Here is a 26,061-nt window from a genome sequence, read left to right as displayed (position 1 = left end):
GGAAAAAGGGAGTCTGTGAAGTTGTTTGGAAAAAAAATAAAACATACATTTTTTAAGAGTCTGCGGTTTCGGATCCTGCTGATCCTCATTGTCATCGGCATTGTTCCCAGTATCATTGTGGAAAATGTCATTGTGAACAGTTATGAGAACCGGGCTGTGGATATCAGGATCGTCAATGTAAAGAACCAGTGCGATATTCTGGGGAACCAGCTCATGAAGGAGGACTATCTGAATCATCCGGAATCGGAGGTGATCAATAATGAGCTATCCATGCTGTCTGCTATTTACAATGGCAGGATCCTGATCATCAATGAGGATTTCAAAGTCGTCAAAGATACGTTTGATATCGACGTGGGAAGATATGTGCTCTCAGAGGAGGTGATCCGGTCCTTTGAGGGGGAGAAAAATACACCGCATTATGATAAGAAGAACTCTTATATTGAACTTACAAGCCCTCTGACCGTACCGGGAAAGAAAAAAGTCAAGGGTGTAATGCTCATGAGTATTTCCACCAGCGAGATCGCAGACAGCGTTGATATGCTGGAACAGAGGGGGAATCTCCTTCTCATTGCCATCTGTCTGCTTGTGGTGGTGTTCGGATACTTTCTTGCCGGTGTTTTAGTGAAGCCATTCTCCAGGGTCACCAAATCCATTGAGGATTTGACGGACGGATATCTGGATGAGGAGATCTCGGTTCCTGATTATACAGAGACAGAGCTGATAACCAATGCCTTCAACAAGATGTTAAGCCGTATGAAGGTTCTGGATGAATCCAGGCAGGAGTTTGTATCTAATGTGTCCCACGAGCTGAAGACGCCCATGACTTCCATGAAGGTTCTGGCGGATTCCCTGGTAGGGCAGGAGAATGTACCTGTGGAGCTGTATCAGGAATTTATGCAGGATATCGCTGTGGAGATAGACAGGGAGAATAAGATCATTACAGACCTTCTTTCCCTGGTGAAGATGGACAAAAAAGCCTCTGACTTAAACATTGCTGAGGTCAACATCAACCAGCTTCTGGAGAATATCCTGAAGCGGTTAAAGCCGATTGCTGAGGCAAAACAGGTGGAACTGATCCTGGAGAGTTACCGGCCGGTAGTGGCTGAGGTGGATGAGGTGAAACTGAGTCTGGCCCTGTCCAACCTGGTGGAGAATGGGATCAAATACAATACGGAGGACGGCTGGGTACGGGTGACGCTGAATGCTGACCATAAATATTTTTATGTATCTGTTGCGGACTCCGGCATTGGAATTCCTGAGGAGAGTATTGACAGGATATTTGAGCGCTTTTACCGGGTGGACAAATCCCACTCAAGAGAGATCGGCGGCACAGGCCTTGGTCTTGCCATCACCAGAAATGCCATTGTTATGCACAGGGGCGCCGTAAAAGTAAAAAGTGAAGAGCATAAAGGAACCACCTTCTCTGTGAGAATTCCTTTGACCTATATTGCTTAAAAGGAGGTGGCAGCATTGAGGAAAATAGGATTGATGGGAATTCTTCTGCTGGCAGTATGCGCTCTGGCAGGGTGCGGGAAGCAGAAGATGCCGGATAATACAGAGAAAGCTGAATACAGGATGTATTACCTATCCCCCACAGAGGAAGCTCTGGTTGAGGATGACTATGTACCGGAAGAGCGGGTGACCGCCAGCATGGTGAGCGAGATGGCAAAAAAGCTGACGGAGCCTGTGGACAGCGATGATTATATAAAACTGCTTCCGGATGATGTAAAGATTCAGGAGTATGAATTTGACGGACGAGGTGTCGTGCTGAATTTTAATGAAGCCTATACCAAGATGAAGAATACCAGGGAGATCCTTGTGCGGGCAGGAATCGTAAAATCCTTCACCCAGATTCCGGGAGTCATCAATGTGACTTTCCTGGTGGGCGGTGAGCCGGTGACAGATTCAAGCGGCAATGCCTACGGTGCCATGGACAAGGACACCTTTGTGGAAAATGAAGGTGAGAACCCCAATTCGTATGTCTATGCGGATGTGAATCTGTACTTTGCCAATAAGGCCGGTGACAAGCTGGTGAAGGTGACAAACGGCGGCGGGTATTACAGCATAAATGTGCCGCTGGAGAAAAAAATCGTGGAGTTACTGATAAAAGGTCCGCCCAGCGATTCGGATGCCCAGCCCACCATTGCAAAGGATACTAAGATTTTGGGAGTATCTATTGTGGAGGGTGTGTGCTATGTGAACCTGGACAAGACCTTTATGAACCAGAGTATGAATGTACAGCAGGAGCTGCCTGTTTATTCCATTGTCAATTCCCTGATGGATGCGTGCAAGATACACGGCGTGCAGATTTCCGTGGAGGGGGAGACAAAGGTCACGTTCCGGGAGAGCATGAGCCTGGATAAACTTTATAAGGCAGATTACAGCTTAGTGGAGGATGCATCAGATGAGTAAACGGCCTCTGTGTGCCTTTGCCCTGCTTTTTATGGCAGTCATCTGGTGTCTGAACCTGGCGGGAGTTCCCTTTTTCGGGAATGCTCCCCCGGTTCTGCCAAACGGCTGCAGCCCGGACCATGCGGTGCTTGAGGGCTGGGTTTATGAGACAAAAAGCAATTCTTTTTATACCACTCTATATATCAGACAAGTAAAAATTCTAAGTGATCCTAACAAATATTCCATAGAACAGGTAAAAGTAAATATCAAAAATGATCTGGCAGACAATACCGTCAGGCCGGGCAGAAAAGTGCGCCTTACCGGAGATCTGCAGCAGATTCCTCTTCCTTTTAATCCGGGGCAGTTTAATGAAAGGAGCTATTATTATGCCAGGAAGATCAAATGGTATCTGGAGGGCAGCAGTATGAAAGCATTTCCCCCGGATGCCTGGTCTTTTGAAGCACTGCGCTGCCAGGTGAAGAGTTTCCTGAGTGACAAGATACTGGAGCTGGCACCTTTTGACACAGGAGGGATTTTCTGCGCGATGCTGCTGGGGGAAAAGCAGGAGATCGGTAAGGAGGACCAGCTGCTGCTGAAGCTGGACGGAGTTCTTCATATTGCTGCCATCAGTGGCACCCATCTCTCTTTTCTGGGATGGGGGTTGTTCCGGCTGCTGCGGAAACTGCGTGTGCCGGTGGCGGCTGCAGGGGGGATCTCTGTCATGCTGATGGTGCAGTACGGGATATTTACAGGGAGCAGTGCCTCTGCGATGCGCGCGGTGATCATGTTTTCTCTTGCAGTGGGGGCCATGGCGGCAGGCCGGACATACGATCTGCTCTCCGCGCTGTCGCTGTCGGCAGTGCTGCTGCTTCTGGAAAGTCCGGGATATCTGTATGACAGCGGGTTCCTATTATCCTTTGGGGCTATTCTGGGGCTGGCTGTGGTCTATCCGGCGTTTTCGGAAAAGAAAGAAAAAAGAAAGACGGCAATGGCACTGAAATCCGGCCTGGCTGTGCAGCTTGCCACAATTCCTATACAGATGTATTTCTTCTATGAACTGCCTGTATTAGGGATTCTGGTGAACCTGCTGGTGCTGCCTACAGTGGGGATCGTGCTGGGTTCCGGGGTGTTCGGGTGTCTGGCAGGTCTGGCAGTTCCGTTTTTGGGAGAGCTTTTCATGCTGCCCGGAGCCTTTTTCCTAAAGATGTATCTTTTTATGGGACAGATTTTGAGACAGATCCCTTTTGCTTCCGTGATAACAGGCAGGCCCGCAATGTGGAAAATTCTGCTGTATTATATTTTATTGGCAGTGTGGGCGGCGTGGGGGAGAAAGGAGGAGAAAAAGCGGCATATTCTGCTGCGGTATCTTCTCCTGATTCTGGGGGTTTTTCTGCTCTTCGTAAGGGTACCGGACAAAAAACTGAGGATCACCTTTTTAGATGTGGGCCAGGGGGACTGCTCTGTGGTTATGTATGAGGGAAAAACCTATGTCGTCGACGGCGGGAGCAGCAGTGTGTCCGGTGTGGGTAATTACAGGATCCTGCCTTTTTTAAAATGCATGGGAATCCGGAAGGTTGACGCTATTTTTCTTTCCCATATGGATGATGACCACATAAATGGTATCGGAGAGCTGCTGGAGGCCATCAGAAACCGGGAGACAACTCTGCGGATAGAAAAGCTTTTTTTATCAGAGTGCAATGACAAACAGGAGAAGCGCAAAGCAATAGAGAAGAACGGGCGTGAGGCAGGATGCCGGATTTTATATCTCTATGGAGGGGATAGGATCAAAAGCGGAGAGCTGGAACTGCGCTGTCTTTATCCCTATGAAAATACAGAGGGAGACAGCAACGAAGCCTCCCAGGTCCTTCTTCTGTCTCTGGGGGATTTTAGGGCGCTTTTTACCGGGGATATGGAGGGCGCGGGGGAAACAGCAGTCACAGAGGCTCTGGAGCAGAAACAGATAGAGGCGCAGGTACTGAAAGTGGCGCATCACGGCTCAAAGAATTCCACATCCCTCCGTTTTTTGGAAGCGTTGAAGCCTGCTGCCGGCATCATATCCTGCGGGGAGGATAACCGCTACGGACATCCCCACAGAGAGCTGACCGAAAGGCTTTTACAGGAAAAGGTGAAAATATTTCAGACAAAAGAACTGGGAGCCGTGTTTCTGGTCACGGACGGAAAAAGATCAGAAGTATCTTTTCAGCATAAAAAATCCATGGTAAACTAGAGGGTATCTAATCGTAACAATGCAGACAGGTCTGCGCATTTACTGCGCTGACCGTATGAAAAAGTAGTGCCGGCAGGCATCCGGCCCATGGCGAAGCGATTTTTAATGGCTGGATGCGTAACGGTTCAGCTTGTCTGAACTGTTACATCTAATCTGCACGGGAGTTTGAAAGCGCAGCAAAAGGAGTAACTATAATGAAAAGTTTACAGGAAGACATAAAAAACCAGGATTTCAAAAAGGTCTATCTTTTCTGCGGGGAGGAGGCCTATCTGAAACAGCAGTATAAACATAGAATGAAGGCAGCCCTGCTGCCGGAAGATGACAGCATGAATTTCTCCCTGTTCGAGGGCAAAAAGACAGAGCCTAAAAGTGTGATTGACCTGGCGGAGACCATGCCCTTTTTTGCTGACCGCAGAGTGATCATGCTGGAAGATACGGGATTTTTCAAAAGTCAGTGTACGGATCTGCCGGAGTACATGGCGGAACTGCCGGATTACCTCTGTATGATCTTTGTGGAGGATGAAGTAGATAAGCGCAGCCGGATGTACAAGGCAGTAAAGAAGTACGGAAGAGTCGTGGAATTTGCAAAACAGGATTCCCAAACCTTGATCCGGTGGGTGTTAAATATGATGAAGCGGGAAGGAAAGAAGATAACCCAGGGGGATATGGAACTTTTTCTGACAAAGACAGGGACAGATATGGGGAACATAGAAAAGGAGCTGGAAAAGCTTCTCTGTTACACCATGGGCCGGGATGTCATCACTGCAGGGGATATAGAGGCTGTGTGCACCACACAGATCACCAATCATATTTTTGACATGATCAAAGCCGTGACGGAGAAAAGGCAGAAGAGAGCGCTGGATCTGTATTATGACCTGCTGTCCTTAAAAGAGCCGCCCATGAGGATCCTTTTTCTGCTTGCCCGCCAGTTTAATCTGATCATGCAGGTGAAAGAGCTTTCCAAGGAAGGATATGACCAGTCAGCCATCGCCAAGAGAACAGGACTCCAGCCTTTTGTAGTGAGAAATTATGCCGGTTATGCAAACAGGTACAGCACAGAGGATCTGCGGGCCACGGTGGAGGAATGTGTACAGACAGAGGCGAAAGTAAAGACAGGCTATATGAATGATGTGATGAGCGTGGAACTTCTGCTGGTGAAATTCAGCAGCTAATACAACGCTGCATAAGTCTTGCAGTAAACAGTGCCTGATATCCGCGTCAGGCGTGCACCCGGCGCGGATAGCGGGCAACTGGTGCTCCATCCCGGCAGAATCACACGGCAGAGGCGTGTATCTGAAAATAGCGTTCGGTATTTGGAGACCGGAAAGGGGTATAAAAAAATCCCGGCTGATGACGGGCAGCCGGGATCTGTAAATTCTGTCTATAGGATTAGAGTGCGTTTACAGCTTTGGATAATCTGGAAACTTTTCTTGCTGCATTGTTTTTGTGGTAAACACCTTTGGATGCAGCTTTGTCGATTGTAGAGATAGCATTCAGCAGTGCTGCTGCAGCTGCCTCTTTATCTTTTGCTGTAACTGCTGCTTCTACCTTTTTGATAGAAGTTTTCACTGCTGATTTGATAGATTTATTTCTATCAGCCTTTGTTTTGTTCACTAAAATTCTTTTTTTTGCGGATTTAATATTTGCCAAACCGTACACCTCCAAAATTAATTTCTTCTATAATTATTTTTATTCGTTACAATAAAAAGCCTGCGAACCCTGCTTTCTACCGTTTGTTATGGTTTTGTACCGGTTAGACACGGACACGCCGGTACCACATGCTTTTTTATTCTAGTTGATTTAAATGTAAATGTCAATACATAAAATCCCCCAAAATGCAAAAAATAGGCATAAATGTTACTGTTCACAGCTCTGTCAGGACAGAACTGCGGACAGCAGCAGGCTTCGCGGTGCACAGTTCTGCCCTTAAGGGTGCAAAATGCAATAACTTGCATTTGGGCGCTGGCTAACCGGGATTTTGCTTTGCAAAACACTTCCCGGGACAGTACCTGTGAATAGCAGCATATAAATATCTGGAAAGGAAAGATTGATATGGCTTTAGGAAGAATACGCACGGACCTGGCACTGGAGACGAAAGAGAAATTCGAGGAGGACAATGTGGAGATCCGAGGTGTGATCATCGAGGAGGACTACAATGAGGAGAAAGATATCCGCACCACTACGGTGAAGATAGAGACAGAAAACGGAGCGAAAGCTATGGGACGTCCTCAGGGGGTTTATATTACGCTGGAAGCCCCCAACATGTCTGTGCCGGATGAAGATTATCACAGGGAGATTTCAAAAGAACTGGCAAAGCACATTAAAAAGCTGGTACCTGTGGAAAAAGAACTGACTGCACTGGTGGTAGGGCTTGGCAACCGGGATGTGACGCCGGATGCCCTGGGTCCTGATGTGGTCTCCAATCTGCACATCACCAGACATGTCATCCAGGAATACGGTGTGCAGAGCATGGGGAAAGAGTATGCCAACAGTATCAGCGGTCTGGTTCCCGGCGTTATGGCCCAGACCGGTATGGAAACTCTGGAGATCATCCGCGGGGTGGTGGATGAGACAAAGCCGGACGTGGTGTTTGCCGTGGATGCCCTGGCGGCGCGCAGCACAAAGCGCCTGAACCGGACCATCCAGATCACAGACACGGGCATCAATCCCGGCTCCGGCGTGGGAAATCACAGAAACGGGCTGAGTGAGGAAACCCTGGGGGTGAAAGTAATCGGCATCGGTGTGCCCACCGTGGTGGATGCGGCCACGATCGTGCAGGACTCCATGGCTCACCTGCTGGATACGCTGGAAGAATCAGAGAAAAAAGAATTTCTTGAAGAAATGATCTCCCCTTCCCTGCACAGTATGTTTGTGACCCCAAAGGATGTGGATGAGACCGTAAAACGCCTGTCTTATACTATTTCCGAGGGGCTGAACATGGCATTCGAGCAGGCTTGACAACATCCTGCACTCCATCCGTCCCATGATCCCACTGATACACGAAAGTGGGATCGTAAGGGGACAGCAGCCGGAAACACGTCCTTGTTTTTTTCTTCCGGACGCATAATTCATGTAAGTTGTCTCATATATAGATATGAGGTGATAGGGTGAAGAAGATGGATGATGGAAAGCTTCTGCGGATCGTGCTGTGGCTGCTCTTATGTGCTGTTGGAGCATATATTCCNTTTTTCTTCCGGACGCATAATTCATGTAAGTTGTCTCATATATAGATATGAGGTGATAGGGTGAAGAAGATGGATGATGGAAAGCTTCTGCGGATCGTGCTGTGGCTGCTCTTATGTGCTGTTGGAGCATATATTCTCATAAAAGGAATGTCATTAGATAAAAAAACGCTGGTGAATATGTGCAGGGACGCCCAGGAGAAAGCCATCGAAGCGTATCTGCCGGGAATCCTGGAGACGGAGGGGGTGAAGACCCAGACGCCTGTGGAGTGGCTCTGCAGCAAGGTGGAGGAACAGCTTCCGTTTCTGGGGACTATCCAGGCAAAAGAAATGGAAGAGACGGAGAAAGACCAGGAGACAGACAAGAAGATCATGGAGGAGAATTCCGATTTTCTGGAAGCGAAGCTGCTGGAGGAAAACCAGGAGGCAGGACCGGTCGGTTCCGGTGAGGAAAATACAGGAGGCGTGGATGCCCAGAGTGAGAACAGGGAAAGCGCCGGGAACACAGAGGGCGGGAGCCAGCAGGAGGCCGGGACAGGCAAAGACAATACACAGACAGCAGACGCGGGAGACGCAGGGCAGCAGGAGGCCTCTGCCGCCAATGCTATAGTGAATCCTATTTCACTTGATATGTTCCAGGATTTTGACTATGTGATAAGCAACTTTTATACGATAGATAAGACGACCAGCATCAACAGTGACCAGCTCAATGCCCCGGCACTTGTGTCGGAGGATTTAAAAATGACAACAGGCAGCGACCAGCCTCAGATCCTGGTGTACCACAGCCACTCCCAGGAGGAATTTATTGATTCCAATCCCGGCGATCCCAGTACCAGCATTGTGGGAGTCGGGGAGTATCTGGTTACGCTGCTGCGGGATACATACGGCTACAATGTGCTTCATGTGACGGATACCTTTGACATTGTGGACGGAAAACTGGACAGAAACAAAGCATATAATTATGCACAGGACAAAATCAGCCAGGTGCTGGAGGAGAACCCCAGCGTGGAGGTAGTCATTGATTTACATAGAGACGGCGTGCCGGACGATAAACACCTGGTCACGGACGTGAACGGCAAGCCAACTGCGAAGATCATGTTTTTCAACGGATTGAGCCGTACCAACCAAAACGGGGATATTGAGTATTTGCCAAACCCTTACATTCAGGATAACCTGGCATTTTCCCTGCAGCTCGCTCTCCAGGCAAAGCAGTATTACCCGGAATGGCTGCGCACCATATATCTGAGAGGATACCGCTATAACCTGCATCTGCGGCCAAAAGCCCTCCTGGTGGAATGCGGTGCCCAGACCAATACCGTGGAGGAGGAAATGAATGCCATGGAACCCTTGGCGGATGTGTTAAATAAAGTTTTAAAAGGGGAGTGATCATCATAAGAAATGCTTGATTCCCCCCAAACCTTCGTGCTATACTAACATGGGCTTGCTGTAAAATGCAGGAAGCCCATTTAAAATGTAAAAAGAACTGATAATTTGAGAAAAGATAGAGATAAACAACAGGAGGAATCAAGCAGTGGCAGGAGTTGACCAGAGCAAAATCCGTAATTTTTGTATCATCGCACATATAGACCATGGAAAATCCACCCTGGCGGACCGGATCATTGAAAAGACCGGTCTTTTGACTGAGAGGGAAATGCAGTCACAGGTCTTAGACAACATGGATCTGGAGAGGGAGAGAGGCATCACCATCAAGTCCCAGGCTGTCCGTATTGTCTACCAGGCAAAGGACGGGGAGGAATATATTTTTAATTTGATCGACACACCGGGCCATGTGGACTTTAATTATGAGGTGTCCAGAAGCCTGGCCGCCTGTGACGGCGCCATTTTGGTGGTGGATGCTGCACAGGGGATCGAGGCCCAGACCCTTGCAAATGTCTATCTGGCGTTGGACCATGACCTGGATGTATTTCCGGTCATCAATAAAATTGACCTTCCCAGCGCGGAACCGGACCGGGTGAAGAACGAGATCGAGGACGTTATAGGCATAGAAGCCCAGGATGCGCCGCTGATCTCTGCCAAAATGGGACTGAATATTGAAGAGGTTCTGGAGAAGATTGTGGAGAAGATACCTGCTCCAAAAGGAGACGCCCAGGCACCTCTGCAGGCTCTTATTTTTGACTCTGTCTATGATTCCTATAAAGGGGTCATTGTATTTTGCAGGATCAAAGAGGGTACCGTGAAAAAGGGAACGAAAATCCGCATGATGGCAACAGGCGCTGTAGAGGAAGCAGTGGAAGTGGGATATTTCGGGGCAGGACAGTTTTTGCCTTGTGATGAGTTGTCTGCCGGCATGGTAGGCTACATCACTGCAAGTATTAAAAACGTGAAGGATACCCGGGTGGGTGATACCATAACCGACGACGAGAATCCCTGTGCAGAACCGCTTCCGGGCTACAAGAAGGTAAATCCCATGGTATACTGCGGCGTATATCCTGCAGATGGTTCAAAATATCAGGATTTGAGGGATGCCCTGGACAAGCTTCAGTTAAATGACGCCTCCCTGCAGTTTGAGCCGGAGACCTCGGTGGCGCTGGGATTTGGATACCGCTGCGGCTTTCTGGGACTGCTTCATCTGGAAATTATTCAGGAACGTCTGGAACGGGAGTACAATCTGGATCTGATCACAACTGCGCCGGGCGTTGTCTACAAGGTACACAAAACAAACGGTGAGATGATAGAGCTGACAAATCCCTCCAATCTTCCGGACCCCTCTGAGATCGAGTACATGGAAGAACCGATGGTGAAAGCGGAGATCATGGTGACCACAGAGTTCATCGGTCCGATCATGGATCTGTGCCAGGAGCGCCGCGGGCAGTATCAGGGGATGGAATATATGGAGACTACCCGTGCGCTGCTGAAGTACCACCTGCCGCTGAATGAAATAATCTATGATTTCTTTGATGCCCTGAAATCCCGTTCCAGAGGGTATGCGTCCTTTGATTATGAGATGCTGGGTTACGAGCGCAGTGACCTTGTAAAACTGGATATCCTGGTGAATAAAGAGGAAGTGGATGCACTGTCATTCATTGTGTTTGCAGGTTCTGCCTATGAGCGCGGCAGGAAAATGTGTGAGAAGCTGAAAGAAGAGATTCCGCGCCAGCTCTTTGAAATTCCCATCCAGGCAGCCATCGGCAGCAAAATCATTGCACGTGAGACCGTGAAGGCCATGAGAAAAGATGTACTTGCCAAATGTTACGGCGGTGATATTTCCCGTAAGAGAAAGCTTCTGGAGAAACAGAAGGAGGGAAAGAAGCGTATGCGCCAGGTCGGTAATGTAGAGATTCCGCAGAAGGCCTTCATGAGTGTCCTGAAGCTGGACGATAAATAGGATTTGGGAGATTACAGGAGAAGATAAGATGAAAAAAGATTTGGGGCTGTACCTTCATATCCCCTTCTGCATGCAAAAATGCGGATACTGTGACTTTTTATCCGCAGCAGGCAGCGGGGAGGAGAAAGAGAATTATGTACAGGCTTTGGAAAAAGAGATCCGAAGCTACGGTGATTTTGCGAAAGGATACAGGGTTTCCACTGTTTTTGTGGGAGGGGGAACCCCTTCCTGTCTGGAAGCAGATCAGACAGAGCGGATATTTGGAGCGATCAGGGATACCTTTGAAATAGAAAAAATGCCGGAGATTTCCATGGAGATGAATCCCGGCACCGTAACGGCCGGGAAACTGCAGGCATACAAAAACTGCGGCATCAACCGACTGAGCATGGGACTGCAGTCAGTCAGAAACAGCAATTTAAAGCTGCTTGGAAGGATCCACACGTTTGAGGAGTTCTTGGAAAGCTTCCGTCTGGCAAGAGAGGCCGGTTTTCAAAACATCAACCTGGATTTGATCTCCTCCCTGCCGGGGCAGACAAAAGAGTCCTGGGCAGAGGAACTGGAAACAGCAGCAAAACTCTCCCCGGAACATATCTCCGTATACCAGCTGATCCTGGAGGAAGGTACCCCGTTTTATGAAGCGTATGCAGGACATCCTGAACTGCTTCCGGACGAGGAGATGAGCAGAGCCATTTATGAGACGACGGAAGAGGTGCTGGGAGAGTATGGATTTCACCAGTATGAGATCTCAAATTATGCGAAGGAAGGCAGAGAATGCCGGCATAATCTGAAATACTGGGAAAGAGGTGACTATCTGGGGCTTGGCCTCGGCGCTGCATCCATGGTGAGGAACATGCGTATGAGCAATACCGGGGATATGAATACATATCTGGAAAAATGCAAAGAGCCGAAGACCATGCGCACGGATGTACAGTTTTTGGAGGAACCGCAGCAGATAGAAGAATTTATGTTCTTAGGGCTTCGCAAAACTAGGGGAATATCCAAAAAAGAATTCCGCCGTATTTTTGGCAGGGATATAGAACTGGTCTATGAAAAAGCCCTGGAAAAACTTTTGTCAAATGGAATGCTCCTGGAGAAAAAGGACAGGCTGTATCTGTCAAAAGAAGGGGTGCTCCTCAGTAATACAGTCCTCTCTGAGTTCCTATTCGACTGACCTGTACAGATTTCTGCAGGCAGTGACTTTTTATGGTTACTGTTTACAGGCCATTGTACCGGGAGGCGACATATCTGTGCATCGCGGAGCGTGTTACCGGACACAGAGTAAACAGTAACATTTTATGAACACAGGTTATAGAAATTTAATAAAGTTTTACAGTTTATCTCTGGAAAATTAATATAGAATGTGTCAGAATAAAGGAAGGTAATATATGATGAAACGGCGGGGGTCTCTGACCGTTTTGCATGACATTTTGGGAGGGTATAATGAATATTTTATTTTTTCTCACTCCGAAGAGTGATGTGGCCTATATCTATGACACCTACAGTTTAAGGCAGGTCTTGGAAAAGATGGAATATCACCGGTATTCGTGCATTCCGATTATCGGGGAGAATGGTAAATATGTGGGGACAATTACAGAAGGGGATTTACTTTGGGGACTAAAGAACCGCGGCGACCTGAATCTGAAAGCTGCGGAGGAGATTCCCATCACAGCATTCAAGCGCCGGGCCAACTATACACCCGTTCGTGTGGATTCCGATATGGAAGACTTGCTGGACAAGGCCATGCGGCAGAATTTCGTACCGGTTATTGATGACCAGAAGAATTTTATAGGTATTGTCACAAGAAGAGACATCATGCAGTATATCTGTTCTGAGCATCAGAATAAAAATAAAAAAGAATGCAGAACCTATGTACAGCATGCGTCTGTATGATAAAAAGTAAAAAGGCTTGCCGCGTTTGCGGGGGCCTTTTTTGTACTGCAATCGGTTTGGACAGCGAATCCGCATAGCATACGGTTTGCATTTAGTCTTTCTAAAAGCAGAACTTATGCATTTTATATCTATCGGAAGAGAAAACCAGGGATGTTGGGGGAGTCTGCGGGCCTCCTCAGGCAGACATTGCGGTAGAGAGCCTGAAAATCCAGCGCTTATGGAGACTTGGCGCGAAGCCTTTGCTGAGCGTCTTAGTCGGAGTTAGCGCTTAGTTGAAGGGGAACGAAGCTGGCTGCCAGAGGAGGCCCGCAGACTCCCCCAACATCCCGTCCCCCCTTGCCGTAACCCCGCCCAGAAAATCCCCGTTTTCCCCCAACATTTCCTAAAAATCTCTCTGAACATATGTTTGCAAATACACATAGCCTGTGATATAATGGCAGGTAGCATAAAAACAAACATACATTCCCCGAAAACCGCATCCCCAATCTGCCGAAAGGTAGAAGTTATGGTGCTTTTCGGAATGAGAATCCGATAGAAACTGTTGCGCTGATCAAAAATAAGGAGATAAAAATGGCAGTAAGAACACATGACAACCAATTTATCAAAATACGCGGAGCAAACGAGAACAATCTGAAAAATCTGGATGTAGACATCCCCCGCAATGAGCTGGTGGTTTTAACCGGGCTGAGCGGTTCAGGAAAAAGTTCCCTTGCATTCGACACCATATATGCGGAAGGACAGAGAAGATATATGGAATCCCTGTCATCCTACGCAAGGCAGTTCCTGGGACAGATGGAGAAACCGGACGTGGAAAGTATTGAAGGCCTTTCCCCGGCTATCTCCATTGACCAGAAATCCACCAACCGGAACCCGCGTTCCACAGTTGGCACCGTTACGGAGATATACGATTATTTCCGTCTTCTTTACGCAAGGATCGGTATCCCCCACTGTCCGAAATGCGGAAAAGAGATTAAAAAGCAGACCGTTGACCAGATGGTTGACCAGATCATGAGCCTGCCCCAGCGGACAAAACTGCAGCTTTTGGCACCTGTGGTCAGAGGCCGGAAAGGTACCCATGCAAAGCTTCTGGATCAGGCAAAGCGCAGCGGTTATGTGAGAGTGCAGATTGACGGCAATCTCTATGAACTCAGTGAAGAGATAAAACTGGATAAGAACATTAAGCACAATATTGAAATCGTTGTGGACCGTCTTGTGGTGAAAGAGGGGATTGAAAAACGACTTACAGATTCCATCGAAAACGTTCTGAATCTGGCTGACGGACTTCTCATTGTGGACACTATGGATGGAAACCAGATGAATTTCAGCCAGAGCTTTTCCTGTCCGGACTGTGGTGTCAGCATTGACGAGATTGAGCCTCGGATTTTTTCCTTTAACAATCCCTTCGGTGCCTGCCCTGCCTGCTTTGGACTGGGGTATAAGATGGAGTTTGACGTGGATCTGATGATACCGGACCAAAGCCTGAGTATTGCAAAGGGAGCCATTGTGGTTCTTGGCTGGCAGTCCTGCACGGATAAAGGCAGCTTTACAAGGGCCATTTTGGATGCCCTTGCTGAGGAATACCATTTTGAACTGGATACACCGTTTCAGGATTATCCTGACAAGATCAAGGACGTGATCATCAACGGAACCCGCGGCAAAGAGATAAAGGTACACTATAAAGGCCAGCGCGGCGAGGGTATATACGACGTGGCTTTTGAGGGGCTTGTTAAAAATGTGGAGCGCCGCTACAGAGAGACCGGTTCGGAGTCCAGCAAACAGGAATATGAATCCTTTATGCGCATCACACCATGTCCTACCTGTAAGGGCCAGCGTCTGAAAAAGGAAGCCCTAGCCGTCACTGTGGGAGACAAAAATATACATGAGGTTACGTCCATGTCCATCCGTAAACTGCAGGTGTTTTTGCATGAACTGCAGCTCACTCCCACCCAGCAGATGATTGGCGAACAGGTATTAAAAGAAATCCGTGCCAGAGTGGGCTTTCTGATGAATGTGGGACTGGAGTACCTGACACTATCCCGTGCAACAGGTACCCTGTCCGGCGGGGAAGCACAGAGGATCCGTCTGGCAACCCAGATCGGCTCAGGTCTTGTGGGAGTTGCCTATATATTGGATGAGCCAAGTATCGGCCTGCACCAGCGTGACAACGATAAACTGCTTGCCACATTGAAACACCTTAGAGATTTGGGCAACACCCTGATCGTCGTGGAGCATGACGAGGACACCATGCGGGAAGCAGATTGTATTGTGGATATCGGTCCCGGCGCAGGGGAGCACGGCGGCCAGTTAGTGGCGATCGGTACGGCGGAAGACTTGATGAAAAATAAAGATTCCATCACCGGCCAGTATTTAAGCGGCGCCATGAAAATCCCTGTACCAAAGGAGAGAAGAAAACCCACAGGTTTTCTCACCATCCGGGGAGCTTCGGAAAACAATCTGAAAAACATTGATGTGAAAATACCCTTGGGAATTATGACCTGCGTTACCGGTGTTTCCGGCTCGGGCAAGAGTTCCCTGATCAATGAGATCTTATACAAAAGCCTGGCAAGAAAGCTGAACCGGGCCAGAGTGATTCCCGGAAAACATAAAGGGATTGATGGTGTGGAGCAGCTTGACAAAGTCATTGACATTGACCAGTCTCCCATTGGCAGAACACCCCGTTCCAATCCGGCCACCTACACGGGAGTCTTTGACCAGATCCGTGACCTTTTTGCAACCACTGCGGACGCAAAGGCCAGGGGGTATAAAAAAGGAAGATTCAGCTTCAATGTAAAAGGCGGAAGATGTGAGGCCTGCAGCGGTGACGGAATTCTGAAGATAGAGATGCACTTTCTTCCCGATGTGTACGTCCCCTGTGAGGTCTGCCAGGGAAAACGATATAACAGAGAGACTCTGGAAGTGAAATATAAAGGAAAGAGTATATACGATGTGCTGAATATGACCGTTGAGGAGGCGCTGACCTTTTTTGAACACCTTCCATCCATCAAGAGAAAGATCCAGACCCTTTACGATGTGGGACTTTCCTATATCCGTCTGGGGCAGCCGTCTACGGAATTGTCAGGCGGTGAGGCACAGAGGATCAAGCTGGCAACAGAATTGAGTAAGAGAAGTACGGGAAAGACTATCTACATTCTGGATGAGCCTACCACAGGTCTGCATTTTGCGGATGTGCATAAGCTCATTGAGATCCTCCGCCGTTTGGCAGAGGGAGGGAACACAGTGGTTGTCATTGAGCACAACCTGGATGTGATAAAAACTGCGGATCATATTATAGATATCGGCCCGGAAGGCGGCGATAAAGGGGGAACCGTGATAGCTACCGGTACACCGGAGGATGTGGCGGCGAATCCTGTCTCCTACACAGGTCGTTACGTGTCAAAATATTTGAATTGATTGCCCCTTTTCATTTCGGGACAAGTTGGGTATAATGAAGGATATCAGTGGGCCCGGGACTAAAGTGCCGGGCAGAAGACTGATATCCAAAAATAGAAAGGGGTATTCTATGGCAGCGACAGATATTGGAATCGACTTGGGAACGGCCAGTATACTGGTTTACGCAAAAGGAAAAGGCATTGTACTGAAGGAACCATCCGTAGTTGCATACGATAAAGATAATAATAAAATAAGAGCGGTAGGAGAAGAGGCAAGACAGATGATCGGCAGGACCCCCGGCAACATTGTGGCAGTCCGCCCCCTGCGCCAGGGTGTCATTTCAGACTATGAGGTGACAGAAAAAATGCTGAAATACTTCATCTCTAAAGCTATGGGAAAGAAAGCTTTCCGAAAACCCCGCATCAGCATCTGCGTACCCAGCGGTGTGACAGAGGTAGAAAAGAAAGCAGTGGAGGAAGCCACTTACCAGGCAGGAGCCAGAGAGGTAAATATCATCGAGGAGCCCATAGCGGCAGCCATCGGGGCGGGTATTGATATCACAAGACCTTTTGGCAACATGATCGTGGATATCGGCGGAGGCACCACTGATGTGGCGGTGATTTCCCTCGGAGGAACTGTTGTCTCCACTTCCATCAAAGTGGCAGGAGACAATTTTGACGAGGCAATCATGCGTTATGTGAGAAAAAAACATAATCTGATGATCGGGGAACGTTCTGCGGAGGATGCAAAGATCCAGATAGGAACTGTCTATCCTCATCCCCAGCCTAAGACCATGGATGTGAAAGGGCGGGATACGATCACAGGACTCCCCAAAAGCGTTACTCTGACCTCAGAGGAGATCAGGGAAGCCTTAAAAGATGCGACTGTACAGATTATGGAGACCATACACGGAATTCTGGAGAAAACACCTCCGGAACTGGCGGCTGATGTTGCTGACAGAGGCATTGTTCTCACCGGCGGCGGTGCGCTCTTAGGAGGCCTGGAGACACTCATCGAGGAGGAGACAGGCATCAACACCGTGGTTGCTGAGGAGCCGGCCATGGCTGTGGCCATCGGCACAGGCCAGTACATGGAGCTTATGAGTAAGATAAACGGTAAATAAATCGGGAACTATTCAGCAGGTCTGCGCATACATTGTGCTGACTGTAAGAAAGCATTCCACAGCCAAGCAAAAATGCTGTCGCCAAAGGTGATCTTGCATGGATTTTTGCCTGTAACTGTGTGGGTACTGAACAGTGACAATAAAACAAAAGAGGTAAGATATGGAAGAAACCATAGAAGGATATGTGGACCATATTATCTTCCGGAATGAGGACAATGGGTACACGGTTATGGTTGTGATCGCTGAGGAGGAAGAGCTGACCTGCGTGGGCAGTTTCCAGTATCTGAGTGAAGGGGAAACCATCAAAGCCTATGGACATTATACGGAGCATCCGTCCTATGGCAGACAGTTCTCCGTCACCTCCTATGAGACCGTAGTGCCCCAGGACTCCATGGCTATGGAACGTTACCTGGGTTCCGGTGCCATCAAGGGAATTGGTGCAGCTCTGGCAGCCAGGATCGTCAGACGCTTCAAGGATGACACACTGCGAATTGTGGAGGAGGAGCCGGAGCGGCTGGCAGAAATAAAAGGGATCAGTGAAAAAAAGGCCAGAGAGATCGCAGCACAGGTATCTGAGAAAGCAGACATGCGCAAGGCCATGATGTTTCTCCAGCAATACGGCATATCCCTGTCACTGGGAGCTAAAATATTCAATCAATACGGACAAGAGATGTACGGCATATTAAGGGAGAATCCCTATAAGATGGCTGAGGATATAGACGGAGTGGGATTTAAGATGGCAGATGAGATCGCTGCCAGGATTGGAATCCACACAGATTCCGACTACCGTATCCGAAGCGGTCTTCTATACATATTACTGCAGGCAACTGCAGAAGGGCATGTGTTCCTTCCACAGCGCATACTGCTGGAACGGGCATCTGCCCTTTTGGGCGTTGCAGCCCCTTATATGGAAAAACATATTATGGATCTGGCCATAGACAGAAAGATTGTGGTGAAAGAAACCCCACTCAGAGAGGGTGTGCAGCCCGAGCCTGTTATCTACGCCAGCCAGTATTATCAGCTTGAGCTGCATGTGGCTCAGATGCTGAAAGAACTGGCATTGGAGGATACTGTGGATGAGGCCGGGATGGAAACAAAGCTTGCCAGACTTGAAAAGAACGGAAACGTCCAGCTGGATGAAAAACAGCGTCAGGCAGTCATAGAGGCTGTGAAAAACGGTCTCCTGGTCATCACCGGCGGTCCCGGTACCGGAAAGACCACCACGATCAATGCGATCATCCGCTACTATGAGCTGGAAGGTCTGGATATCTGTCTGGCGGCCCCTACGGGAAGGGCAGCAAAGCGCATGACAGAGACCACAGGTTATGAGGCCAGAACCATACACAGGCTCTTGGAACTGAGCGGAATGCCGGATGATTCCTCAGCCAGTATCCATTTTGAAAGAAACGCACAGAATCCGCTGGAAGCGGATGTAGTTATCATTGACGAAATGTCCATGGTGGACATTTTTCTTATGCACGCGCTGCTCCTGGCCATTACGCCGGGTACACGCCTGATCCTGGTGGGAGATGTAAACCAGCTTCCAAGCGTAGGACCGGGAAGTGTACTCAAAGACATCATCCGTTCCGGAAAATTTCCGGTTGTAGAGCTGGTTAAGATTTTCCGTCAGGCATCCCAGAGTGATATTGTAGTGAACGCACACAAGATCAACCGGGGTGTCCCTGTTGTCCTGGATAACAAGAGTATGGATTTCTTCTTTTTGAAGCGGTATGATGCCAATGTGATCATCAGTGTTGTCATTACCCTGATCCAGAAGAAGCTGCCAAAGTTTGTGGATGCCACTCCCTATGACATTCAGGTCCTGACTCCTATGCGGAAAGGTCTTCTGGGTGTTGAACGGCTCAATGGTATCCTGCAGCAGTATCTGAATCCCCCATCCCCTGATAAAAAAGAAAAAGAACACGGCAATGGCCTGTTCCGTGAGGGGGATAAGGTCATGCAGATCAAGAACAATTACCAGACCGAGTGGGAAGTCCGGGGTAAATACGGCATTCCCGTGGAAAAAGGCGTAGGTGTCTTTAACGGAGATACGGGAATCCTGCGGGAGATCAATACCTTTGCAGAGACCTTGACCGTAGAGTTTGATGAGGGGCGTTTTGTGGAGTATGCCTTTAAACAGTTAGATGAGCTGGAACTGGCGTATGCGATCACTATCCACAAATCACAGGGAAGCGAATATCCTGCAGTGGTCATACCGCTGCTCGGAGGCCCCAGGATGCTGATGAACAGAAATCTACTCTACACGGCAGTGACCAGGGCCAGAAAGTGCGTGACACTGGTAGGAGATGAAAATACTTTTTGGGAAATGGAAAAAAACCAGATGGAACAAAGCCGTTATACCACTCTGGATCTGCGGATAAAGGAAAGCTTCTAGCTTCCTTTGTCCTTGATCTGGTCTATCCCAGGCGCTGCCCAGTCTGCCATGACATTGCAGTCCCCCGGGGAAGGGCCATATGCCGGGAATGCCTGGATAAACTTGTGCCCATACATGGGCCGCGCTGTTTCAAGTGCTCTAAGCCTCTTTCTGACCGTGAGGCGGAGTTCTGCTATGACTGTGCATCAAAAAAACATTCTTATGACCGTGGAATCAGTATTTTTCCTTACGGCTCCGTTCTTTCACAATCCCTGTATCAGTTAAAATATCACCAAAGGCAGGAATACGGACGTTTTTACGGACGCTATGCCGCAGCCTGTGCAGGGGAACAGATCCGCCTGTGGGGCCCGGAGGTGTTGATCCCTGTTCCGCTCCATCCAAAAAGGATGGAAAAGAGAGGATATAACCAGGCAGAAATAATCGCAGGGGAGATTGGCAGGATACTGCAGTTACCTGTAGACACAAAAACGGTTGTCAGGAGAGTCAACACAAAACCACAGAAAGAACTGAATGACAAGGAGAGGAGAAGCAATCTGCGCAGTGCATTTGCTGTGAGGCAGGCAAAGCTTCCGTGGAAAAAAATACTGATCATTGATGACATCTACACCACAGGAAGTACTGTGGACGGTGTAAGCCTTGCACTGAAAGCTGCCGGCGCAGAGCAGGTATATTTTTTAACCATAGCCATAGGCACAGGTTTCTGTTGATAAGGCTTGATTCGCCTGCTTTATTTATGCTATAATGCAAGTTGTATACATTGGATGCCATTTAAGAGATGTAGTAAGTGGCACATTTGTTGTGTCAAAAATGCAGGAGACTTTTTGGGCATAACGATAGGAAACGCTGCATAATTACACTGTGAAGACATCTAAATCCTTGTTTCACAGGAAGTAGAGGAAGCTTATGTTAAATGAACAAAAAATCAAGAAAATGAGAAAATTAGCTGCTTACGAATCCGGTAAGGGAAGAGAAGATCTGTCGATCAGCAATTACTACAGAAGTGATTACATAGGCCTTGCGCTGATCAAAAACTTTTTTATCACTACCATTGCCTATGCGTTGCTGCTGGCTGTCTATTTTGGATATAAGAGCGAATATATGATGGATAATCTCCATAAGATGGATTTGTTTTCATTGGGGCTTAAGATTATCATTATATATATCGTACTGCTGGTGGCCTACAGCATATTGACGTATATTTACTGCTCTGTCAAATACAGGAGTGCCCAGAAAGGTGTGGAAGAGTATTACAGAGAACTGGGGCAGCTGGAAAAAATATATGACAGAGAAGAAAAGAGAGCCGGGAGACTGACCGGAAGGAGGAAAGGCACATGACAGCGTTACTGATACTGAAACAGAAAATTAAAGAATTTTACGGGGAGCATGACACCTGGATCCTTCCGATCCTGAAGTTTATTTTAGCATTCGGCCTTTTCAAAGGCATTAACACTACACTGGGATTTATGGAAAAACTGGATAACATTTTTGTTGTTATGATTCTTGCCCTTTTATGTTCAGTTATGCCTATCAATGCCATGACGATCCTGGGCTGTGTTTTGATTATTGGTCATTGTTACGCTATGGGAATCGAGGTTGCAGGTTTTGCCCTGCTCCTTATGATTTTGCTGATGATATTATTTCTGCGGTTTACATCGAAGGATAATGTGGCACTTGTACTTACTCCAGTATCCTTTGCTTTTCATATACCGGCAGCGGTACCTATTGGTTGTGGCCTCTTAAGGGGACCTGCAAGTGCGGTGCCTGCAGGTTGCGGTGTTGTTCTGTACTACTTTATGCGTCTGGTAAAAGACAAGGCAGGAGTGTTGCAGGGAAAAGAGACAGAATCTGTCCAAAAACTTCAAATTTTACTTGATGGTTTGGTAAAAAATCAGGAAATGTGGCTGGCAATCATAGCTTTTGCTACAGTCACTCTGCTGGTATATCTCATTCGTCATTCTTCCTTTGATTATTCTTGGAGAATTGGGGTGGTTACTGGTGCCGTGATATATATTGTCCTTATGCTGTTTGGAAATATGTTTATGAGTATCAGTATGGAAATGGGCAGTGTCATTATTGCCGGTGTGGTTTCCGCAGTGATTGGCCTTGTCATTGAATTTTTTGTACTGGGAGTGGACTACTCCAGAAGTGAAGTGACACAGTTTGAGGATGACGAATATGTATATTATGTAAAAGCAGTTCCCAAATCACTGGTGTCACAAACAAAAAAGAGTGTGAAAAAATTTTCATCTAATAAGAAATCCGTTGACAGAGATTTAGACGAAGAGGATATAGATGAAGATGTAGTGCAAGAGGCAGCGCCTGTGGAGCATGTTTCTGAAGAGGATTTTGATTTTGAGAAACAGCTGGAAGAATCGCTGAAAGACTTATAAAGACAATCCCATAAGGGAATTATACATAATTAAGGGGGTGGAGATATGGGGAATTTTACAGTAATTTTAAAAGAGTATTTGGGTAAGATGACACTTCCCCGTATAGCCTGGATCGATATTATTGAGATTCTGCTGATAGCTGTTTTTGTTTATCAGTTCATGCTGTGGGTGAGAAATACCCGGGCGTATTCTCTGCTGAAAGGAATCCTGATTGTCCTGGCGTTTATCTTCATCGCATTCCTTTTAAAGATGAATACCATTCTCTGGCTGGTCTATAATGCAGGTGGTTATGCGATCACAGCCATATTGGTTATTTTTCAGCCGGAACTGCGTAAGGCTTTGGAGGAGTTAGGACATAAGAAGATCGTAAGCAACATTCTTCCGTTTGACAACGGGAAAAAAGAGGACAGCGGAAGATTCAGTGACCGTACATTAAATGAAATTGTGCGTGCCAGCTTTGAAATGGGGGAGGTCAAGACCGGGGCCTTGATCGTGATCGAGGAGGAGACAGGATTAAACGAGTTTGCCAGAACGGGTATTTATCTGGATTCTCTGGTGACAAGTCAGCTCCTGATCAATATCTTTGAGCATAATACGCCTCTTCATGATGGCGCTGTTATAATCAGAGGGGACCGTGTAGTTGCAGCCACCTGTTATCTGCCGCTTTCAGATAATATGGAACTAAATAAAAATCTTGGGACCAGACATCGCGCAGGTGTGGGGATCAGTGAGGTCAGTGACTCTATCACGATCATTGTCTCAGAAGAAACCGGCCGGGTATCCGTAGCCCATCATGGCAAACTTATTGTAGGGGTAAACAGAGATGAACTCAAAGCAATCTTGTTAAAGGAGCAGAATGCCAACGCAGAGAAACAGAAACGCAAAATATGGAAGGGATGGGTGAAGAATGAAGAAAAGTCTGATGAATAAATTTACCTTGAAAATCCTTTCTCTGCTGATAGCCATATTGATCTGGCTGCTGGTCATGAATATAGAGAACCCTTCCATCACCCAGACATACATGGATATACCGGTTACATTTGTCAATGAGTCTTATATAGAAAGTATGAATAACATTGCACTTATGGTGGATGGAAAAGACTCTGTAAATGTCCGTATCCGGGCTGCAAGTGAAACAATCAAGAAACTGAGCAAAGAGAATATTACAGCGGTGGCTGATCTGACACAGATCATTGATATGGATTCTGATCCTATTATGGTGCCGGTCACGGTTACCTGTGCGGGAGTCGATGATGAGGATATAGAAGTGACACCTAAAAATATTCCCATCAAAATAGATGAACGAAAAAGTCTTGACCGTATCATCAGTACGGAACTCATAGGGGAATCTAAGCCCGACAATAATTACGAGGTTGGAAAGATAACTGCCAATCCGGAAAAGATCAATATTGTAGGGCCAAAATCTATTATAGAAAAAATAGACAGTGTGACAGCCCAGGTAAATGTGGACGGGATGGCCGCAAGTGGTGAGCGGGAAGCTACATTAAAGATATATGATAAAAACCACGATGAATTAAGTGAAAAGCAGATGTCTTATCTTAAATTCGATGTGCCCAGCACTACAGTCCAGGTTTATGTTGAATTATGGAGAATGTTGAAGGATGTTACAATTGATGTCTCCAATGCGTACGTGGGAAGCCCGCAGAGTGGGTATCAGGTAGATTCGGTGTCATCGACACCAAGCGAGATCAGTATAGTGGGTTCGGAAGAGGCGCTGCAGAAATTCACGGTAAACGGAAACAAACTGACAATCCCTCAATCGGATGAGAGGGATATTTCGGGTAAGTCCTCTGATTGTGAATTTTCAGTTGATCTGACAGAACTTTTGCCAAAAGATATAAAACTTGCAACAGGCGTAAATGATACAGCTCTTTTAACAGTAAAGATACTTCCGCTGAATAGTAAAGAGTATAATATTTCCACAAATGAAATGAAAGTTGCAAATAGTCCTGCCAATATGAATGTGGTTATGGACAAAGTGGAAGTTCTGGTTCGGGTTGAGGGAAAAGAAGAAGATCTAGATAAGCTGGATAAGAGTCAAATACATCTCAGTATTGATCTGAAATCTTATACAGCAGCCGGCGAATACGAGGTACCGGTTAAAATTGAAGTGCCGGATGGATATCAGGTGGTTGATGAGATCAATGTGAAGGTCACTTTGACAGATGCCAACGCAAATGTTGTAACTCAGAGATCGGAACCATAAAATAGAAGCAGGGGAGTGATGAATAATGGTAAGTCAGAAAGTAAAAGTAAATAATTTGATCGGACTGCATTTAAGACCGGCAGGCCGTCTCTGCAGTGAAGCCATGCAGTTCAAATCACTGATTACCTTCAGTTATAATAATGTAACCGCAAATGCAAAGAGTGTCCTCAGTGTTCTTGGCGCATGTGTGAAAGGCGGAGATGAAATTGAACTGGTATGCGAAGGGGAAGACGAGGAAGAGGCATTAAAACATCTGGTATATATTCTGGAGGAAGGTTTACAGGAATAATTGTTTTATTATGATCCTGAGCAGGAAAATTCCGGGGATGGGACAGTCAAGGCTGTCTCATCCCTCGATTTTTGCCTGCCGGGAATCTCAAGGACAAGAATGTTACGAATTACAGCCCTGCAAAAACAATCCCATCCTCCCGGGACAGAGGTTGTGAATCGTAATGCAAGAATACTAATATTACTTAAGGAGAAAGCAATCATGCATAATAACATGAAAGAAGGCCTAAAAGATGGTATCCCTATCGCACTGGGGTATTTTTCTGTCAGTTTCACATTTGGCATGCTGGCAGTGAACAGCGGTATGGCTCCTCTTCACGCGGTGCTGATTTCCCTTTTTAATCTCACATCCGCAGGGCAGTTTGCCGGTCTGAATGTGATCCTTTCGGGGGCATCGCTGCTGGAAATGGCATTGACGCAGTTTGTTATCAACATGAGGTATGCGCTTATGTCCCTTTCTTTATCCCAAAAGTTTGACAAGTGTGTCAAGACGCGCCACAGGCTTCTCATCGCATATGGAAATACGGATGAGATATTCGCTGTGGCGAGTTCAAAGAGGGGAAGTGTGGGGCAGTATTATATGTACGGGCTGATCTGCCTGCCGGTACTGGGATGGGTAGGGGGAACGCTTACAGGAGCCATAGCGAGCACGGTTATGCCCGCATTTGTGCGCAGCGCTTTGGGGGTGGCACTCTACGGAATGTTTATCGCCATTGTTGTGCCTCCGGCAAAAAAGGAATCCACTGTGAGGACTGTTGTATTTATTGCCCTGGCTCTGAGCAGTATGTTTTACTACCTTCCGGTATTAAAACAAATTTCCAGCGGCTTTATGATCATTATCTGCACCCTGCTGGCAGCAGGTATCGGTGCTGTTTTATTTCCGATCAAGGAGGAGGTGGAGGCATGATTTATGCATATATATTTGTTATGGCAGGTGTGACATATCTGATCCGTATGCTGCCTCTGACATTGATCCAGAAAAAAATCTCTAATATTTACATACGTTCTTTCCTATATTATGTTCCTTATGCATGCCTGACAGCCATGACCTTTCCTGCTATTTTATATGCAACGGAGTCACCGGTATCTGCTTTTGCCGGCCTGGCCGTGGCAGTATTTTTTGCTATGAAGGAGAGAAGCCTTGTGATGGTTGCATGTTTTTCCTGTATCGGTGTATTTATCACAGAACGGATTTTGGAACTATTATAAGTA

21 protein-coding genes are annotated in these 26,061 nt (G+C 47.2%); 20 read left to right on the top strand and 1 reads right to left on the bottom strand.

Annotation, left to right across the window (positions count from 1 at the left end):
• The first annotated feature begins 21 nt into the window (after positions 1-21).
• The 4 genes from C6P39_RS01445 to holA all read left to right on the top strand — a co-directional run bounded on the left by C6P39_RS01445 (position 22) and on the right by holA (position 5,790).
• Positions 22-1,455, top strand: a complete 1,434-nt coding sequence (locus tag C6P39_RS01445) for a sensor histidine kinase (RefSeq protein ID WP_095173828.1) — start codon at positions 22-24, stop codon at positions 1,453-1,455.
• Positions 1,456-1,470: 15 nt separating this feature from the next.
• Positions 1,471-2,412 carry a GerMN domain-containing protein gene (locus tag C6P39_RS01440; RefSeq protein ID WP_187144021.1) on the top strand — a complete coding sequence of 314 codons (942 nt, stop codon included), beginning with the start codon at positions 1,471-1,473 and terminating at the stop codon, positions 2,410-2,412.
• Positions 2,405-4,618: a DNA internalization-related competence protein ComEC/Rec2 gene (locus tag C6P39_RS01435; RefSeq protein WP_158661422.1), complete on the top strand. Its 2,214-nt coding sequence runs from the start codon at positions 2,405-2,407 to the stop codon at positions 4,616-4,618. The genes C6P39_RS01440 and C6P39_RS01435 overlap by 8 nt, the downstream gene beginning before the upstream one ends.
• 194 nt (positions 4,619-4,812) lie before the next feature.
• A complete protein-coding gene (gene holA, locus C6P39_RS01430) occupies positions 4,813-5,790 on the top strand; it encodes a DNA polymerase III subunit delta (RefSeq protein ID WP_104802530.1) in 978 nt (325 codons plus the stop codon).
• A gap of 217 nt (positions 5,791-6,007) precedes the next feature.
• Here the strand turns inward: holA and rpsT are convergent, their stop codons facing one another.
• On the bottom strand, positions 6,008-6,268 hold the full coding sequence (gene rpsT, locus C6P39_RS01425) for a 30S ribosomal protein S20 (protein ID WP_095173831.1): 261 nt from the start codon (positions 6,266-6,268) through the stop codon (positions 6,008-6,010).
• 402 nt (positions 6,269-6,670) lie between these two features.
• Between rpsT and gpr the strand changes: the two genes are divergently transcribed.
• The 16 genes from gpr (at position 6,671) to C6P39_RS01345 (ending at position 26,058) form a co-directional block, all read left to right on the top strand.
• Entirely contained in the window at positions 6,671-7,576 is a 906-nt protein-coding gene (gpr, locus tag C6P39_RS01420; protein WP_095173832.1) for a GPR endopeptidase, read from the top strand.
• Between the two features lie 287 nt (positions 7,577-7,863).
• Entirely contained in the window at positions 7,864-9,186 is a 1,323-nt protein-coding gene (locus tag C6P39_RS01415) for a stage II sporulation protein P (RefSeq protein ID WP_104802529.1), read from the top strand.
• A gap of 145 nt (positions 9,187-9,331) precedes the next feature.
• Positions 9,332-11,146 carry a translation elongation factor 4 gene (gene lepA, locus C6P39_RS01410; RefSeq protein ID WP_104802528.1) on the top strand — a complete coding sequence of 605 codons (1,815 nt, stop codon included), beginning with the start codon at positions 9,332-9,334 and terminating at the stop codon, positions 11,144-11,146.
• Positions 11,147-11,174: 28 nt separating this feature from the next.
• Entirely contained in the window at positions 11,175-12,317 is a 1,143-nt protein-coding gene (hemW, locus tag C6P39_RS01405) for a radical SAM family heme chaperone HemW (RefSeq protein ID WP_104802527.1), read from the top strand.
• Positions 12,318-12,586: 269 nt separating this feature from the next.
• Positions 12,587-13,036, top strand: a complete 450-nt coding sequence (locus C6P39_RS01400; protein ID WP_065540917.1) for a CBS domain-containing protein — start codon at positions 12,587-12,589, stop codon at positions 13,034-13,036.
• Between the two features lie 570 nt (positions 13,037-13,606).
• On the top strand, positions 13,607-16,447 hold the full coding sequence (uvrA, locus tag C6P39_RS01395) for an excinuclease ABC subunit UvrA (RefSeq protein ID WP_104802526.1): 2,841 nt from the start codon (positions 13,607-13,609) through the stop codon (positions 16,445-16,447).
• A 109-nt stretch (positions 16,448-16,556) separates the two neighbouring features.
• Complete coding sequence (gene mreB, locus C6P39_RS01390; RefSeq protein ID WP_095174341.1) at positions 16,557-17,549, top strand: rod shape-determining protein; 993 nt, start codon at positions 16,557-16,559, stop codon at positions 17,547-17,549.
• 160 nt (positions 17,550-17,709) lie between these two features.
• Positions 17,710-19,944, top strand: a complete 2,235-nt coding sequence (gene recD2 / locus C6P39_RS01385; RefSeq protein WP_104802525.1) for an SF1B family DNA helicase RecD2 — start codon at positions 17,710-17,712, stop codon at positions 19,942-19,944.
• Complete coding sequence (locus C6P39_RS01380; protein WP_242986862.1) at positions 19,869-20,651, top strand: ComF family protein; 783 nt, start codon at positions 19,869-19,871, stop codon at positions 20,649-20,651. The genes recD2 and C6P39_RS01380 overlap by 76 nt, the downstream gene beginning before the upstream one ends.
• Before the next feature lie 196 nt (positions 20,652-20,847).
• Positions 20,848-21,279 carry a hypothetical protein gene (locus tag C6P39_RS01375; RefSeq protein ID WP_104802524.1) on the top strand — a complete coding sequence of 144 codons (432 nt, stop codon included), beginning with the start codon at positions 20,848-20,850 and terminating at the stop codon, positions 21,277-21,279.
• Positions 21,276-22,334 (top strand): hypothetical protein, encoded by a 1,059-nt coding sequence (locus C6P39_RS01370; RefSeq protein ID WP_104802523.1) that lies wholly within the window; start codon positions 21,276-21,278, stop codon positions 22,332-22,334. Before C6P39_RS01375 ends, C6P39_RS01370 begins: the two co-directional genes overlap by 4 nt.
• Positions 22,335-22,379: 45 nt before the next feature.
• Entirely contained in the window at positions 22,380-23,264 is an 885-nt protein-coding gene (cdaA, locus tag C6P39_RS01365; protein WP_095173851.1) for a diadenylate cyclase CdaA, read from the top strand.
• Positions 23,242-24,561, top strand: coding sequence for a CdaR family protein (locus C6P39_RS01360; RefSeq protein ID WP_104802522.1), 1,320 nt, complete (start codon positions 23,242-23,244; stop codon positions 24,559-24,561). Before cdaA ends, C6P39_RS01360 begins: the two co-directional genes overlap by 23 nt.
• Before the next feature lie 25 nt (positions 24,562-24,586).
• Positions 24,587-24,850, top strand: coding sequence for an HPr family phosphocarrier protein (locus C6P39_RS01355; protein ID WP_065540924.1), 264 nt, complete (start codon positions 24,587-24,589; stop codon positions 24,848-24,850).
• A gap of 201 nt (positions 24,851-25,051) precedes the next feature.
• Positions 25,052-25,756: an AzlC family ABC transporter permease gene (locus tag C6P39_RS01350; RefSeq protein ID WP_095173855.1), complete on the top strand. Its 705-nt coding sequence runs from the start codon at positions 25,052-25,054 to the stop codon at positions 25,754-25,756.
• A complete protein-coding gene (locus tag C6P39_RS01345; RefSeq protein WP_104802521.1) occupies positions 25,753-26,058 on the top strand; it encodes an AzlD domain-containing protein in 306 nt (101 codons plus the stop codon). Before C6P39_RS01350 ends, C6P39_RS01345 begins: the two co-directional genes overlap by 4 nt.
• Positions 26,059-26,061 lie beyond the last annotated feature (3 nt).

This window comes from Blautia marasmi, assembly GCF_900258535.1.
Taxonomy (GTDB): domain Bacteria; phylum Bacillota; class Clostridia; order Lachnospirales; family Lachnospiraceae; genus Blautia; species Blautia hominis.
Note: the sequence above shows the minus strand (reverse complement) of the source record. Positions and strands in the feature narration are given on the sequence as shown.

Excerpts from the sequence above, each read along its gene's own strand:
- uvrA (WP_104802526.1), top strand. The coding sequence starts at position 13,607 with ATGGCAGTAAGAACACATGACAACCAATTTATCAAAATACGCGGAGCA.
- C6P39_RS01400 (WP_065540917.1), top strand. The coding sequence starts at position 12,587 with ATGAATATTTTATTTTTTCTCACTCCGAAGAGTGATGTGGCCTATATC.
- C6P39_RS01375 (WP_104802524.1), top strand. The coding sequence starts at position 20,848 with ATGTTAAATGAACAAAAAATCAAGAAAATGAGAAAATTAGCTGCTTAC.
- C6P39_RS01350 (WP_095173855.1), top strand. The coding sequence starts at position 25,052 with ATGCATAATAACATGAAAGAAGGCCTAAAAGATGGTATCCCTATCGCA.
- C6P39_RS01435 (WP_158661422.1), top strand. The coding sequence starts at position 2,405 with ATGAGTAAACGGCCTCTGTGTGCCTTTGCCCTGCTTTTTATGGCAGTC.
- hemW (WP_104802527.1), top strand. The coding sequence starts at position 11,175 with ATGAAAAAAGATTTGGGGCTGTACCTTCATATCCCCTTCTGCATGCAA.
- cdaA (WP_095173851.1), top strand. The coding sequence starts at position 22,380 with ATGGGGAATTTTACAGTAATTTTAAAAGAGTATTTGGGTAAGATGACA.
- C6P39_RS01360 (WP_104802522.1), top strand. The coding sequence starts at position 23,242 with ATGAAGAAAAGTCTGATGAATAAATTTACCTTGAAAATCCTTTCTCTG.
- mreB (WP_095174341.1), top strand. The coding sequence starts at position 16,557 with ATGGCAGCGACAGATATTGGAATCGACTTGGGAACGGCCAGTATACTG.
- C6P39_RS01370 (WP_104802523.1), top strand. The coding sequence starts at position 21,276 with ATGACAGCGTTACTGATACTGAAACAGAAAATTAAAGAATTTTACGGG.
- gpr (WP_095173832.1), top strand. The coding sequence starts at position 6,671 with ATGGCTTTAGGAAGAATACGCACGGACCTGGCACTGGAGACGAAAGAG.
- C6P39_RS01345 (WP_104802521.1), top strand. The coding sequence starts at position 25,753 with ATGATTTATGCATATATATTTGTTATGGCAGGTGTGACATATCTGATC.
- C6P39_RS01355 (WP_065540924.1), top strand. The coding sequence starts at position 24,587 with ATGGTAAGTCAGAAAGTAAAAGTAAATAATTTGATCGGACTGCATTTA.
- recD2 (WP_104802525.1), top strand. The coding sequence starts at position 17,710 with ATGGAAGAAACCATAGAAGGATATGTGGACCATATTATCTTCCGGAAT.
- holA (WP_104802530.1), top strand. The coding sequence starts at position 4,813 with ATGAAAAGTTTACAGGAAGACATAAAAAACCAGGATTTCAAAAAGGTC.